Origin of the sequence: Streptomyces sp. NPDC017979 (assembly GCF_044328175.1) — a bacterium.
Lineage (GTDB): Bacteria > Actinomycetota > Actinomycetes > Streptomycetales > Streptomycetaceae > Streptomyces.
On record NZ_JBIRGU010000002.1, the window covers coordinates 579,867 to 592,625 of the forward strand.

At 72.7% G+C, this 12,759-nt stretch carries 13 protein-coding genes; 7 read left to right on the top strand and 6 right to left on the bottom strand.

Translation table 11 applies throughout. The annotated features are described in order from the left end of the window. The first annotated feature begins 69 nt into the window (after window positions 1–69). Genes ACH4E8_RS08615 through ACH4E8_RS08625 form a run of 3 tightly spaced genes read left to right on the top strand, consistent with a single transcriptional unit; the run spans window position 70 to window position 4,346 of the window. Window positions 70–2,313: an MMPL family transporter gene (locus tag ACH4E8_RS08615; RefSeq protein ID WP_398445679.1), complete on the top strand. Its 2,244-nt coding sequence runs from the start codon at window positions 70–72 to the stop codon at window positions 2,311–2,313. Between the two features lie 6 nt (window positions 2,314–2,319). Beyond that, complete coding sequence (locus ACH4E8_RS08620) at window positions 2,320–3,654, top strand: sensor histidine kinase (RefSeq protein WP_398445681.1); 1,335 nt, start codon at window positions 2,320–2,322, stop codon at window positions 3,652–3,654. Then, complete coding sequence (locus tag ACH4E8_RS08625; RefSeq protein WP_398445683.1) at window positions 3,651–4,346, top strand: response regulator; 696 nt, start codon at window positions 3,651–3,653, stop codon at window positions 4,344–4,346. Before ACH4E8_RS08620 ends, ACH4E8_RS08625 begins: the two co-directional genes overlap by 4 nt. Before the next feature lie 35 nt (window positions 4,347–4,381). On the opposite strand, the gene ACH4E8_RS08630 is transcribed toward ACH4E8_RS08625, so the two are convergent. From ACH4E8_RS08630 to ACH4E8_RS08640, 3 genes are all read right to left on the bottom strand, one after another. Next, complete coding sequence (locus ACH4E8_RS08630; protein ID WP_398445685.1) at window positions 4,382–5,581, bottom strand: FAD-dependent monooxygenase; 1,200 nt, start codon at window positions 5,579–5,581, stop codon at window positions 4,382–4,384. Then, window positions 5,578–6,972: an MFS transporter gene (locus tag ACH4E8_RS08635; RefSeq protein WP_398445687.1), complete on the bottom strand. Its 1,395-nt coding sequence runs from the start codon at window positions 6,970–6,972 to the stop codon at window positions 5,578–5,580. The genes ACH4E8_RS08630 and ACH4E8_RS08635 overlap by 4 nt, the downstream gene beginning before the upstream one ends. Window positions 6,973–7,286: 314 nt before the next feature. Beyond that, complete coding sequence (locus ACH4E8_RS08640; protein WP_398445689.1) at window positions 7,287–7,898, bottom strand: nucleotidyltransferase family protein; 612 nt, start codon at window positions 7,896–7,898, stop codon at window positions 7,287–7,289. 16 nt (window positions 7,899–7,914) lie between these two features. On the opposite strand from ACH4E8_RS08640, the gene ACH4E8_RS08645 reads away from it, so the two are divergent. Beyond that, a complete protein-coding gene (locus ACH4E8_RS08645) occupies window positions 7,915–8,112 on the top strand; it encodes a hypothetical protein (protein WP_398445691.1) in 198 nt (65 codons plus the stop codon). A 217-nt stretch (window positions 8,113–8,329) separates the two neighbouring features. Here ACH4E8_RS08645 and ACH4E8_RS08650 read toward each other — a convergent pair whose 3' ends face one another. Then, window positions 8,330–9,154: an aminotransferase class IV family protein gene (locus tag ACH4E8_RS08650; protein WP_398445693.1), complete on the bottom strand. Its 825-nt coding sequence runs from the start codon at window positions 9,152–9,154 to the stop codon at window positions 8,330–8,332. A 68-nt stretch (window positions 9,155–9,222) separates the two neighbouring features. Here ACH4E8_RS08650 and ACH4E8_RS08655 point away from each other — a divergent pair, with 68 nt between their 5' ends. Then, window positions 9,223–9,561: a MerR family transcriptional regulator gene (locus ACH4E8_RS08655; RefSeq protein WP_398445695.1), complete on the top strand. Its 339-nt coding sequence runs from the start codon at window positions 9,223–9,225 to the stop codon at window positions 9,559–9,561. Between the two features lie 264 nt (window positions 9,562–9,825). Then, window positions 9,826–10,281, top strand: coding sequence for a phospholipase (locus ACH4E8_RS08660; protein WP_398445696.1), 456 nt, complete (start codon window positions 9,826–9,828; stop codon window positions 10,279–10,281). A gap of 213 nt (window positions 10,282–10,494) precedes the next feature. Here ACH4E8_RS08660 and ACH4E8_RS08665 read toward each other — a convergent pair whose 3' ends face one another. Further along, window positions 10,495–11,004 (bottom strand): GNAT family N-acetyltransferase, encoded by a 510-nt coding sequence (locus ACH4E8_RS08665; RefSeq protein WP_398445698.1) that lies wholly within the window; start codon window positions 11,002–11,004, stop codon window positions 10,495–10,497. Window positions 11,005–11,079: 75 nt separating this feature from the next. Here ACH4E8_RS08665 and ACH4E8_RS08670 point away from each other — a divergent pair, with 75 nt between their 5' ends. Continuing rightward, window positions 11,080–11,877, top strand: a complete 798-nt coding sequence (locus ACH4E8_RS08670; RefSeq protein ID WP_398445700.1) for an exodeoxyribonuclease III — start codon at window positions 11,080–11,082, stop codon at window positions 11,875–11,877. A gap of 46 nt (window positions 11,878–11,923) precedes the next feature. Here the strand turns inward: ACH4E8_RS08670 and ACH4E8_RS08675 are convergent, their stop codons facing one another. Then, the gene (locus tag ACH4E8_RS08675) at window positions 11,924–12,559 is read right to left on the bottom strand and encodes a MerR family transcriptional regulator (protein WP_398446102.1); all 636 of its coding nucleotides are present in this window, start codon (window positions 12,557–12,559) and stop codon (window positions 11,924–11,926) included. Between the last annotated feature and the right edge of the window lie 200 nt (window positions 12,560–12,759).

The window sequence follows — 12,759 nt, forward strand, 5'->3', positions numbered from 1 at the left end:
GGGGAGCGTTGGAGGCGTGCGGATCTCGCGCGCTTTCCCTTGCCTAATGGTGTCTGGAGTGATCGACAGGTGGCGACTTTTCTCTACCGGATGGGACGGTGGGCCTTCCGGCGACGCCGGCTCGTGAGCGGTCTGTGGTTGGGCGTCCTGGTGCTGGCCGGGATCGCGGCCGCCACCGCGCCGGCCGGGCAGGAAGAGGACCTGTCCATGCCCGGCACCGAGTCGCAGAAGGCGTTCGACCTGCTGGACGAGCGCTTCCCGCAGAGCAACGCGCAGGGTGCGGAAGCCCGGTTGGTGTTCCAGGCTCCGGACGGGCAGCGGGTGACGGCCAAGGAGCACAGAGCGGTCGTCGAGGAGACGCTCGACGCGCTGGACGGCGGCGACCAGGTCGCGTCGGCCACCGATCCCTACACGACCGGCGCCGTCAGCAAGGACGGCACCATCGCGTACTCCACGATCACCTACACCGCGGACGCCGTCGATCTGACCGGGCCGACGAAGGCCGCCCTTGAGGACGCCGCGAGCCAGGCCCGGGACGCCGGGCTGACGGTGGAGATCGGCGGTTCCGCCCTGGAAGCGGAGGTGGCGCCGGGCGGTGCGACGGAGGTCGTCGGCGTGCTGGTGGCCGCGGTGGTGCTGGTGCTCACCCTCGGGTCGCTGGTCGCGGCCGGGTTGTCGCTGATGACCGCCTTCTTGGGGGTGGCCATCGCCTTCGGCCTGGTCACCGCGCTGGCCGTGCCGCTGGGCCTGACGTCGACCGTGGCCATCTTGGCGCTGATGCTGGGCCTGGCGGTCGGCATCGACTACGCACTCTTCATCACCTCCCGCTACCGGGACGAACGAGCCCTGGGCAGTGAACCGGAGGACGCCGCCGGCCGGGCGGTGGGGACGGCCGGGTCCGCCGTCGTCTTCGCGGGCGCGACCGTGTTCATCGCCCTGGTCGGGCTGGGCGTCGTCGGGGTCCCCGAACTCACCAAGATGGGCCTGGGCGGTGCGGGGGCCGTGGCCCTCGCCGTACTCGTCGCACTGACTCTGGTGCCCGCGCTGTTCGGCTTCTTCGGCGAGCGGGTGCTGTCCCGTGCCGCGCGCAAGGCGGCCCGGCCGGGCAACGAGCACCTGCACCGGGCGACGGACGCGACGGCCCGGCCCGGGCTGGGCACCCGTTGGGCGCGGTTCGTGCTGCGTCGGCCGGCGGCCGTGCTGTTGGTCGCCGGGCTCGGACTCGGCGCCGTCGCGCTGCCGACGCTGAGCCTTGAACTCGGGCTGCCCGGCGACGAGTCCAAGCCGGTGGAGACCACCCAGCGCCGCGCCTACGACCTGCTGTCGGACGGCTTCGGACCCGGCTTCAACGGCCCGTTGACGGTGGTCGTGGACACGGCCAAGTCCGCGGACGGGCAGGCCACCACCGACCTGGTCGTGAAGGCGGTACGGGCAGTGGACGGAGTCGCGTCGGTCGGCGACCCGGTGCTCAGCGGGAGCAAGGACACGGCCGTGCTCACCGCCGTGCCGCAGACCGCGCCGAACAGCGGCGAGACCAAGGACCTGGTGCACGCGATCCGGGACGCGGTCTCCGGCGTGGAGGCCGACACGGGCGCCGACATCCTGGTGACCGGCACCACCGCGTTGAACATCGACATCTCGGAAGCCATGTCCGACGCCCTGCTCCCGTATCTGACCGTGGTCATCGGCCTGGCGGTGCTGCTGCTGACGGTGGTCTTCCGCTCGATCCTGGTCCCCGTCAAGGCCGCGCTCGGCTTCCTGCTGTCGGTGGGTGCCGCCTTCGGTGTCGTCGTCGCCGTCTTCCAGTGGGGCTGGGCCGCGGACCTGGTCGGCATCGAACAGACCGGGCCCGTCATGTCGCTGATGCCGATCCTCATCATCGGCATAGTCTTCGGCCTCGCCATGGACTACGAGGTCTTCCTCCTGACCCGGATGCGGGAGGCGTACGTCCACGGCGCGTCCCCCGACGAGGCGGTCGTCAACGGCTTCCGGCACAGCGGGCGCGTGGTGGCAGCGGCGGCCGTCATCATGATCAGCGTGTTCGCCGGATTCATCGGGATGAACAGCCCGACCATCCAGACGATGGGCGTCGGCCTGGCCGCCGCGGTCGCCTTCGACGCCTTCGTGGTGCGGATGGCCATCGCACCCGCGGTCCTCGCACTGCTCGGACACCGGGCCTGGTGGCTGCCGCCTATCCTGAACCGCGTGCTGCCGAACGTGGACATCGAGGGTGAGTCGCTGAGCGGGCGCGCCCGCCCCACGAGCACCGATCCGGACGCAGCGGTGTCGCGGCTGCCCGTCGGCGGGCGCTGAGCGGCCGTGGCGAACACCGGGGGCGGCGGCCCGCGACCGCGCGGCGCGTGGTGGCGGGAGGGCGCGATCACAGCGGTGGCGTTCCTGCTCTGTCTGCTCGGCGGGGTGGTGCAGGTCGACGACACGCTGGCGCCGCCGCCGGCCGCCGCCTACCTCATCGCCGCGGTGTCCTGTGCAGTGCTGCCGGTGCGGCACAGGGCGCCGCTGGCGGCGATGGCGGTCACGACCGCGGCCGGCGTGCTGGTGCCGGCCTTCGACCTGCTGCTGAGCCCGCTCAGCGTGGCACCCGCCGTGATCACCGCGTACTCGCTCACCGCGCGCACGGAACGGCACGCGGCGGGCGCGGTGTCGATCACCTCCCTGGCGCTGCTGGTCGCCTCCGCGCCCTTCTTCGGGGCCCTGTCGTGGCAGGACGCGAGCAGGGTCGCGGCGGTGGCGGCGTTCCCGCTGGTGGCAGGGGTCCTCGGGTACTCGGTGCAGAACCGACGGGCCTATCTGGCGGCCGTGGAGGAGCGGGCCCAGCGGGCCGAGGAGAGCCGGGAGAGCGAGGCCAGCCAGCGGGTCGCCGAGGAACGGGTGCGCATCGCCCGGGAGCTGCACGACCTCGTGGCCCATCAGATCACCCTCGCCAACGCACAGGCCACGGTCGCCGCCCACCTCTTCGACACCCGCCCGGAGCAGACCCGCAAGAGCCTGCACGAACTCGTCGAGACCACCAGCAACGCACTCGACGAACTGCGGGCCACCGTCGGTCTGCTGCGCCAGTCCGGAGACGCGCCGGTGCCCTCCGAACCGGCGCCCGGGCTGGCCCGGCTGCCCAAGCTCCTCGAATCCTTCAGCCGTGCGGGGCTGGAGGTGGAGGTGCGCCAGAACGGCACGGTCAGACCGCTGCCGCCCGGAGTGGACCTCACCGCCTACCGCATCCTCCAGGAGGCCCTGACCAACGTGACCAAGCACGCCAACACCCAGAGCGCCCAGGTGCGGCTCTTCTGGTCCGCCGAACGGTTGACCGTGAGCATCTTCGACGGCGGAGGGGACCCCCACCTGCCGTCGAGGGCGTCGACGACGACCGAGCAGGAGACCTGGTCCACGAAACCGCGGAGCCACGTGGACCGCAATGCGCTCGTGGAACCGCGCCGTTCGCCCGGCTACGGTCTGATCGGGATGCGGGAACGCGCCGCCGCAGCCGGGGGACGCCTCACCGCCGGCGAACGTCAGCAGGGCGGCTTCCTGGTCACCGCCCAACTGCCCATTCCCCCCGTCAAGGACGACGCACAGCAGACCGCGCAAACGCCGGGGGAAGAACGGAAGGCCGACGGAGGGGCAGGGGACGCACCATGACGCTACGGGTGTTGCTCGCCGACGACCAGGCCCTGCTGCGTGACGCCTTCCGGATACTCCTCGACAGCGCCGACGACATCACCGTGGTCGGCGAGGCCGCCGACGGGCGGGAGGCGGTGCGGCTCACCCGGGAGCTGCGCCCCGACGTGGTGGTCATGGACATCCGGATGCCGGACGTGGACGGCCTCGCCGCCACGTCGGAGATCTGCGCGAGCCCGGAGCTGCGCGACAGCCGCATCCTGATCCTCACCACGTACGAGACCGACGAGTACGTGGCTCAGGCGCTGCGCGCCGGGGCGAGCGGCTTCATCGGCAAGGGCATCGGGGCCGAGGCCCTGTTGGACGCGGTGCGGACGATCGCCGGCGGGGAGACCCTGCTGTCGCCGGCCGCGACGCGATCCTTAGTGGCCCGTTTCCTGGCCACACCGGGCGAAGTCCCGCAGTACCGCCCCGACCAGCTCGCCGTGCTCACCCCGCGCGAACGGGAGATGGTGGCCATGGTCGCGACCGGCCTGTCCAACCAGGAGATCGCCGAGCGGATGTTCCTCAGCCCGTTCACCGTACGGGCCCATGTGCAGCGTGCCATGACGAAGTTGGACGCCCGGGACCGGGCGCAGCTCGTCGTCATCGCCTACCGGACGGGCCTGGTGCAGGCCACGCCGGAGGGCGGCACCGACCGCACCCCGTCGTGAGGGCGACGAGCGGGGTGCGGCGGTGCCGCGGGAGGTCACGGCGTCGGGGCGAAGTCGGGCAGCGTCAGGGCCGAGTGGGCCGGTTGGGGTGGGGCGGCGGGCAGGGCGGTGAGGGCGCGCAGCCTGGTGTTGCGTTGCTCCAGGGCGTGCGCCGTGGTGGGGAAGAGGGTGGCCGCTCCGGTGTCGACCAGGTCCTGGTTCACGGTGACGAACTCGCGGGCGCCGCGTTCGTAGGCGGCGAAGGCCGCGGTGTGGTCCCGTTCGGTGGCCAGGGCGTTGGCGAGGACGTAGGCCCCGGCCAGTGCCAGGCTTGAGCCCTGTCCGGTGAGGAACGAGGGGGCGTGGGCGGCGTCACCGGCGAGGGCGACGCGGCCGTTGGACCAGCGGGGCATGCGGATCTGCCCGACCGTGTCGAAGAACAGGTCGTCGGCGTCGTGCACGGCGTCGACCAGGCGGGGGATCTCCCACCCGGCGCCGGCGAAGGTGGTGGCGAGCAGGTCCCGCTGGGCGTCGGGGTTGCGCAGCGCGTGGAGCGGCGGCTCGGGTTGGTGGAAGTTCAAGAAGGCGTGCAGTTCGTCGGTGTCCCCGACGGCGTAGAGGGCGGCGGCCTTCCCCGGGGTGTTCCACAGCACGACCTCGTGGGAGAGGCCGAGGGTGTTCGGCATGGTGAAGATGGCGAAGCAGTAGTCGAGGTAGCGGTGGAACCGTGCTTCGGGGCCGAACAGGGTCTCCCGGGTGGCGGAGTGCATGCCGTCGGCGCCGACGACCAGGTCGAAGGTGCGGTGTTGGCCGCGGTGGAAGGTGACGTCGACGCCGTGCGCGGACTGGGTGAGGGCGGCGACGGAGTTGCCGAAGAGGAACTCCACGTCGTCCCGTACCAGCTCGTACAGGGCCGTGGCCAGGTCGCCGCGGCGCACCTCCAGGTCCTGTCCTTCGACTCCGCCGGCGACGGCGTGCGGGTTGACCGATGCGATGGTGGCGCCGTCGGCGTCGAGGAAGGTGCAGCGGCGGGATTCGACGTGGGCGTCGCGTAGTTGCGGCAGTATCCCCATGCGGCGGACCACCTCCAGGGCGGTGCCGCGGATGTCGATGGGGTAGCCGCCGCTGCGCAGCGCGCCCGCCTTCTCCACCACGGTGACGGTGAATCCGGACCGGCGGAGCCAGTACGCCAGGGCGGGGCCGGCGATGCTGGCGCCGGAGATCAGGACTGTGCGGGAGGGACCTTTGGGGGTCATGTCTGGGCCTTCTTCTTCGTTTGGTGGACGACGAGGAGTGACAGTGCGGCGACGACGCCGGCGACGGTGAAGCCCAGGACGAAGGCCGATTCGCTCGGGAGGCCCGTCGTCGTGCTGGTGCCGGCGTCGAGGATCGCGGCGGCGATCTGGGCGCCCAGGGCGACGCCGATGACGCGGGTGACCACGAGCAGGCTGGTGATGATGCCGGTGTCCTTGGCTTCCACGGCGGTGGCGGTGTTCGCCATCAGCGCCGTGGTGCCGATGCCCGCGGCGAACGCGGTGAGCACCTTGGCGAGGACGAGTTGCCACTCCGCGGTGTGCAGCGACGCGAGGGCGAGCATCGTGCCCGCCGTGATGACGGCGCCGCCGACGATGACGGCGCGCGGGCCGAAGCGCCGTGCCGCGATGCCGCCGATCGAGTCGCTGAACGCTCCGGCTATGGCGCCGGGCAGCAGGAACAGCCCGATGTCGGTGGTGTCGGCGCCGAAGCCGTAACCGTCGGCCGGCAGGGCGAAGAGCTGTGGGAGCAGGAAGACGACCATGCCGAAGCTGGTGGTGATGACGAAGGTGAGCGCGCACGCGTGCCACATGACGGGCCGCGCCAGCACGCGCAGGTCGACCATGGGGGAGGGCGCGCGGCGCTCGACGACGACCCAACCGGTCGCGAGGGCGGCCACCGCCACCGCGAGGGCGACCGTCGCGAGGGGCGACAGGCTGCCGTCGGTCACCGTCACGAGCCCGAGCATGAACGCGAGCAGCGTGCCGCTCAGCAGCGCGGCGCCGAGCCAGTCGATCCTGCCGTCCGACGGGGCGGGCGGGTCGTGCGGCATCAGCCGGGCCACGACCAGCGTCATCGCGCCGACCGCGATCGTCGGCAGCGCGAACATCCACTGCCAGGACAGCTCGTCCGATATCGGCCCGGCGAGCAGCGTTCCCACGGTGCCGCCGCCCGTGAACAGCGCGATGACCACCCCTATCGCCACCTGTGACTCGCGCGTCGACAGGTGTTTGCGCACCAGGATGAACGAGAGCGGCAGTGCACCCACCATGACGCCCTGCAAGACCTGACCGAGCAGCAGCACCGGCAGGTTGGGTGCCAGGCTGGCCAGCAGGCCACCGGCCGAGACCACCGACATCAGCCAGATCAGTACCCGCTTCCCGCCGTAGCGGTCGCCGAGCTTGCCCGCGATGGGTGTGACGACGGCGCCGGTGATGAGGAGCGTGTTGCCGATCAACGCCCCTTCGCCGGAGCTGACTCCCAGCTCGCGCTGGAGCAGCGGCAGCGCGGGCTCCACCACCGACTGGAGGGTGCCGAGGGCGAGCGCCAGGATGCCGAGCGCGCCGATCGACGATCTCCCGATGCGGGGTGGGGTAACCACAGCTTGGGACATGGCCGTCCTGTTCGTGTTGGGGGCGAGGACGCGCACGGAGCCGGCGAACGGGCTCGCCGCGCTCTCTCGGCGCTCGCCTCCCACACTCCCTTTCGGTACGGCGCGGGGCATCGTTCCCGGTGCCCGTCTGGTCCTGGTGCACGGGGACCAGCCGCTCGGGTCGTCTGGTGCCTACGCACCACGGCCCGACGGGAAGGCCCTCGCCGGACGGCCGGCACGGCCTCGCGTGCGATGGGATGAGGGGCGCGCGAAGTTCTCGCGCTGCCGGGGCCGCCGTCCGTCACGCGGGGTCCGGGGGAGGCAGCCCCGTCGTCTCAGCCCGTTCCGGTGGTCGCCGGCCACGGCAGGACGGTCAGTTCGGGCCACGTTTCCTGCCAGCGCGCCGTCTTCGCCTCGTACACCTCGCGCGGGGCGAGCACCGGGTTCGGGCGGACCACCAGGTTGAACACGTCGGACAGTCCGTGCGGTGCGTACACGCGCCATCCGCCGTCGGGCTCCAGCCGCACGCCCAGGCAGCATGTGGTCGCGGCGAAGCAGTCGATGGCCGCCTCGGTCGACCGGTGCGGCGGGCAGGGCACCCCGAACTTCTCCTCGTACCAGAGGTGTACGCGCGCCTCGTTGCGGATCTCCACCTCGGCGGGCAGGCCCGCGAACGCCGTCCGCCCGGCCCGGATCGCCGAGTCCTCCGCCTCCCACGACAGGTCGGTGCCGTCGAAGTAGAAGAGGTCGTAGTCCTTGATGCCACTGGTGGCGGGTCTGCCGGTGGCGACGTTCCACACCGTCTGGAACAGGCAGCCCGCCGTCAGGTACCAGTCGGGCAGGCGCAGGGCGGCGGCCCTGGTCAACACGGAGGCCAGGACCTCGTTCTGGAGGAGCGCGGAGCGCAGGGCGTCGACCTGTTGGTCGAGGGGGAGCCGTCCGGGCATCCGTCATCCCTACCACGTGCCGCGCCCCGCCGGACGGGCGCGGAAGGCGGCCCGCAGGGCGCGGGTCCCCTTCGGCGCCGTCGTCGGCGGGGACGGCGCCACCGCCTCCGGCGGCCAGCGCCAACGCCTGCTGCTGGCGCGGGCGCTGCTCGCGGCGACCGACGAGGTGGTGCGCCTGGACGCCCCGGCCGGTGTGCCCGCGGTCAGGTACTGAGAGATCCGAAAGATGAGGACCTAGTGCCGTGACCGGCAATGTTTGCCCGTGAGGAGTGTCGTCCGGTGCGTGCGATCGCAAGGCGGCCGGAAGCTCTGGTAGCGGTGGGGGTACCTCCCGTGCCCGCAGGGCACAGGGGGCCTACCAGGGGTTTCGGCCAACGCGGCGAGGGTGCGTGCCGGACGGGACGACAGGGGAAAGCTTGCCGGGAGGGGCACTAGAGCGCGGTGAGCGGTTCGGCGGCGTGGGCGCGGTGCAGGGCGTCCAGGAAGCGGGGGGCTTCGGGGAGTTCGACGTCGCCGATGCGGTGGACGGGGACGCCCGGCGTCCAGGAGTTCAGCACCACCGCGCCGGCCAGCGCGGGCAGGTCGGCGGGGGTGACGTCCTCGACGCGCTGCGGGACGCCGATCCCGTCGAGCTGCCGGCCGACCACGGACATCATCGTGCCGCGCAACACGTCGGCCCGCGGCCACACCACCGCTTCGCCGTCCCAGAAGGCGAGGTTCCAGATCGTCGCCTCGCTCAGCCGGCCCTGCCGGTCGACGAACGCGGCGTCGTCGAAGCCGTCGGCGACGGCGCGCCGCAGGTGGTACGTCTTGGCGATCTCCCCGACGTGCTTGACGGCCGCGAGGGGACGCTCGTACGCGACGGTCGCCAGCGCCAGCGGGCCCCGCGGCCCGTCGGACGGCGGCGCGGTGCGGACCAGCAGGTCGAGTTCGAGGCCGGGGTCGTCGACGGTGAACTCGCCGGCGGGGGAGTGGACGGTGGCCATCAGCGAGGCGTCGGCCGGCCCCGCGTCGACGGCCGCACGCAGCCGGGAGCGCACCAGGTCGTCCGGGAGCGCCCGCCCGAACAGCTCCTGCGAAGCGGACCGCAGCCGAGCCAGGTGCAGATCGAGGCCGCGGACCCGGCGGTCGCGCACCTGGATCGCGGTGAAGTGGGCGTAGCCGGCGAACGCGAGCGGCGCGAGGTCGTCGGCGGTGGCCGGGCGGCCGTTGACGTGGGTGACGAAGGACTCGGTGGTGGTCGCTGCGGTGCTCATGCGAGAAACCTAGGATCTGACACCGGTGTGAGGTTCAAGCGCGATCGGGCGCGAGTGAGGGGGATCACATGAAGATCGGCGACCTGGCGCGGGCGACGGGCGTGAGCCCGCGACTGCTGCGCTACTACGAGGAGCAGGGCCTCCTCGTCTCGCACCGCCTCTCCAGCGGCCACCGCCGGTACGCGCCCGACGCCCCGGTCGTCGTCGGCCACATCAGGACCCTGCTGGCCGCCGGCCTGTCGACGAACGTCATCCGCACGGTCCTTCCGTGCGTCGAGGGCCCCGGCCTCGAACTGAACGAGTGCGTCGCGGACACCCTCAAGGAGCAACTGCGCGGCCTGGACGAGCGGATCACCGTCCTCCAGGACGCGCGCACGACGCTGGCGGGGCTGTTGCCCACGGGCTGAGCGGGCCGCGCGCCGCGGGCCGCCGGCGCGGAAGTCCCTCGGATGACGCGCGTAGTTTCGACCGGGTCGCCTACCGGGCAGTAAACAAGTGTCGCCGAACGAACGTCCGGGCGAGGGATGGTGACGCCCGGTCAGTGCGTGCCGCGGCGGGACGGGGTGTGAGCCGCGCGCCGTGCCCGCCGCGGTTCCCCCGGCGTTGAACGGTGCGTAGCCCCGCGCCACCCACGCGGGGTCCTCCCTCCACGTCCCCGCAGGAGCGTCCCCATGCGCCGCCGTACCCTCGCCACCGCCGTGACGACCGCCGCCGTCACCGTCTCCGCCGTCCTCGTCTCCACGGGCACCGCGTCCGCCGCCCCCGCCGACAAGCCCAAGGTCCTCAGCTCCTGGACCCAGACCAGCGCCGCCAGTTACGACGCCTTCTTCGCGGCCCGCGCCAAGCAGTCCTCCTGGGCCGCGTACGGCTTCGACTGGTCCACGGACCACTGCTCCAACTCGCCCGACAACCCCTTCGGCTTCCCCTTCAAGAACTCCTGCATCCGACACGACTTCGGCTACCGCAACTACAAGAAGGCGGGGAGCTTCACCGCCAACAAGGCCCGGCTGGACTCCGCCTTCCACGCCGACATGAAGCGGGTGTGCGCGCGGTACTCGGGCGCGACGAAGGGCACGTGCGACGGGACCGCGTGGACGTACTACCAGGCGGTGGTGCGCTTCGGCTGAGCCGCCGCGGCCGTCGGCACGCCGCCGCCGGAGGCCGGGCGGCCGTGTCGACCTCCCGGCTGACCGGGGTGATCCCCGTACGGTCCCGGTCCCGGTCCCGGTCCCCGTACCGGGCCGCCGTCTCGAAGCCCGCCTCCGTCCGGAAGGCGTCCTCGCGTCATGGCGGGCTGCGGCGTCCGCGGCGGAGGCTGCCGGCGGCGTTCCCGCTCCGGCTCACGCGCCGACGCCGAGGTCCTTCGCGAAGCAGCGGACGTCGTCGTAGTCGCGGTAGTGGCCGAAGGTGCGCGGTGCCGGGGCGTAGCCGCTGGAGGTGTAGAGCGCGATCGCCGCGCGTTGGGGGGCGCCCGTGGAGAGGACCATGCGGGTGCGGCCGGCTGCGCGGGCGTCGGATTCGAGGGCGGTGAGGATGCGGCGGGCCAGTCCCAGGCCGCGGGCCTCGGGGACCACGTACATGCGCTTCAGCTCGGCGTCGCCGTCCGCGTAGCCCTCGGGGTTGTCGTCCTGGCTGCGCCAGGCGCCGGTCGCGAGGGGGCGGTCGCGCTCGTCGTACGCGACCAGGTAGAGGCCCTGCGGGGGCACGAACATCGACGCGTCGAGGGGGGTGGCGTCACCGTCGGTGTCGCCGTCCTCGTTCGGCCCGTACAGCTCCACGTACTCCTGGAGCACCTGGTCGCTGAGCTTCACGGCGTCCGGGTGGTCGTACGGGACGGGTCGAATGTTCATACGAGTCATCGTACGGCGCCGGGCCCGGCGGCCCGCCGGGCCCGGGTCGCGCCCCGTGGCGGTTAGGCTCGCTGGATGCTCCAGGTGACTTCCGTGAACGTGAATGGGCTGCGCGCCGCAGCGAAGAAGGGCTTCGTCGAGTGGCTGGCGCAGACCGACGCCGACGTCGTCTGCCTCCAGGAGGTGCGCGCCGAGGAGGCGCAGCTCGCCGAGGGCGTGCGGGCGCCCGAGGGGTGGTTCACGGTGCACGCGCCGGCCGCGGCGAAGGGGCGGGCCGGGGTCGCGCTGTACACCCGGCGCGAGCCGGACGAGGTGCGGACCGGGTTCGGGGCGGCCGAGTTCGACGACAGCGGGCGGTACGTGGAGGCGGACCTGCCGGGCGTCACCGTCGCCAGCCTGTACCTGCCGTCCGGTGAGGCGGGCACGCCGAAGCAGGACGAGAAGTACCGGTTCATGGACGCCTTCCTGCCGTACCTGAGCGAGCTGCGGGCGCGCTCGGCGGCGGCCGGGCGGGAGGTCGTGGTCTGCGGCGACTGGAACATCGCCCACCAGGAGGCCGACCTGAAGAACTGGCGCGGCAACCGCAAGAACGCCGGCTTCCTGCCGGAGGAGCGGGCCTGGCTGACCCGGGTGTACGAGGAGGCGGAGTACGTGGACGTGGTCCGTGCCCTCCACCCGGACCAGGAGGGGCCGTACAGCTGGTGGTCGTACCGCGGGCGGGCCTTCGACAACGACACCGGCTGGCGCATCGACCTGCTGGTGGCGACGCGGGGGCTCGCCGACCGGGCCGTGAAGGCGTACGTGGAGCGGGCGGCCAGCCACGAGGAGCGGTGGAGCGACCACGCGCCCGTGACGGCGGTCTTCGACCTCTGAGACGAGGGCGGGGGCGGTCAGGTCAGGGCGGCGCGGGGCGGTCCGGTCAGGAGCGTTCCGCGTCCGTCCGCAGCGCGCGGTCCAGCGCCATCGACAGCTCCGCCGCCATCACGCTCTGCGCCAGCGAGCGCAGCCGCTCAGTCCGCTCCGCGCCGGAGGGGGCGTGCCGGCGCACCGTCTCGACGAAGAGTGCGGCGAGGGCGTCCGCGTGGGTCCGTACGCTGCGGCCGGCCGCCAGGACCTCACTCAGCGGCACCCCCTCCCGCACCAGCGCCGCCGACACCTCCAGCAGCCGGCGGCTGGTGTGCACGATCGCGTCGCCGTCCGTCGCCAGGTAGCCGAGGTCCAGCGCGTCGGCGAGGTCCTGGGGGGTGAACTCGCCGTCGAAGTAGTCGGCCAGCTCCTCGGGGGTGAGGCGGACGGCGGTCTCCTCCGACGGCTCTCCGAGGCCCAGCACCTCCCCGACGTCCCGGCCGCTCTCGAAGGCGGCGGCGAGGTCGGCGATGCCGTTGAGGGTGTGCCCGCGCTCCAGCAGCGCGGTGATGGTGCGCAGCCGCGCCAGGTGGTGGTCGTCGTACCAGGCTATGCGGCCCTCGCGGCGCGGCGGCGGCAACAGGCCGCGCTCGCGGTAGAAGCGCAGGGTGCGCACCGTGATGCCGGCCTCGTCGGCCAGCTCCTCCATGCGGTACTCGCGTCCTTCAGCCACGCCCGAAGCGTAGGGCTTGGCCGCGAGGTCCTGCGAGTGGTGTTGGGTGCGCGCCGTTTCCCCGGGCCGCGGACGCCGTCTCGCCACACGCATCACGGCGCCGTCGCGCCCGCCGCCGCGCCGGGCCCCCGGCGCGGGGTGCGTACCGCAGGTAACTTGGCGTGTCCGGGCTCTAC

What these genes read in the sequence shown, in the direction of transcription:
- ACH4E8_RS08625 (WP_398445683.1), top strand. Translation starts at nt 3,651, where the DNA reads ATGACGCTACGGGTGTTGCTCGCCGACGACCAGGCCCTGCTGCGTGAC.
- ACH4E8_RS08630 (WP_398445685.1), bottom strand. Translation starts at nt 5,581, where the DNA reads ATGACCCCCAAAGGTCCCTCCCGCACAGTCCTGATCTCCGGCGCCAGC.
- ACH4E8_RS08635 (WP_398445687.1), bottom strand. Translation starts at nt 6,972, where the DNA reads ATGTCCCAAGCTGTGGTTACCCCACCCCGCATCGGGAGATCGTCGATC.
- ACH4E8_RS08640 (WP_398445689.1), bottom strand. Translation starts at nt 7,898, where the DNA reads ATGCCCGGACGGCTCCCCCTCGACCAACAGGTCGACGCCCTGCGCTCC.
- ACH4E8_RS08650 (WP_398445693.1), bottom strand. Translation starts at nt 9,154, where the DNA reads ATGAGCACCGCAGCGACCACCACCGAGTCCTTCGTCACCCACGTCAAC.
- ACH4E8_RS08655 (WP_398445695.1), top strand. Translation starts at nt 9,223, where the DNA reads ATGAAGATCGGCGACCTGGCGCGGGCGACGGGCGTGAGCCCGCGACTG.
- ACH4E8_RS08660 (WP_398445696.1), top strand. Translation starts at nt 9,826, where the DNA reads ATGCGCCGCCGTACCCTCGCCACCGCCGTGACGACCGCCGCCGTCACC.
- ACH4E8_RS08665 (WP_398445698.1), bottom strand. Translation starts at nt 11,004, where the DNA reads ATGAACATTCGACCCGTCCCGTACGACCACCCGGACGCCGTGAAGCTC.
- ACH4E8_RS08670 (WP_398445700.1), top strand. Translation starts at nt 11,080, where the DNA reads ATGCTCCAGGTGACTTCCGTGAACGTGAATGGGCTGCGCGCCGCAGCG.
- ACH4E8_RS08675 (WP_398446102.1), bottom strand. Translation starts at nt 12,559, where the DNA reads ATGGAGGAGCTGGCCGACGAGGCCGGCATCACGGTGCGCACCCTGCGC.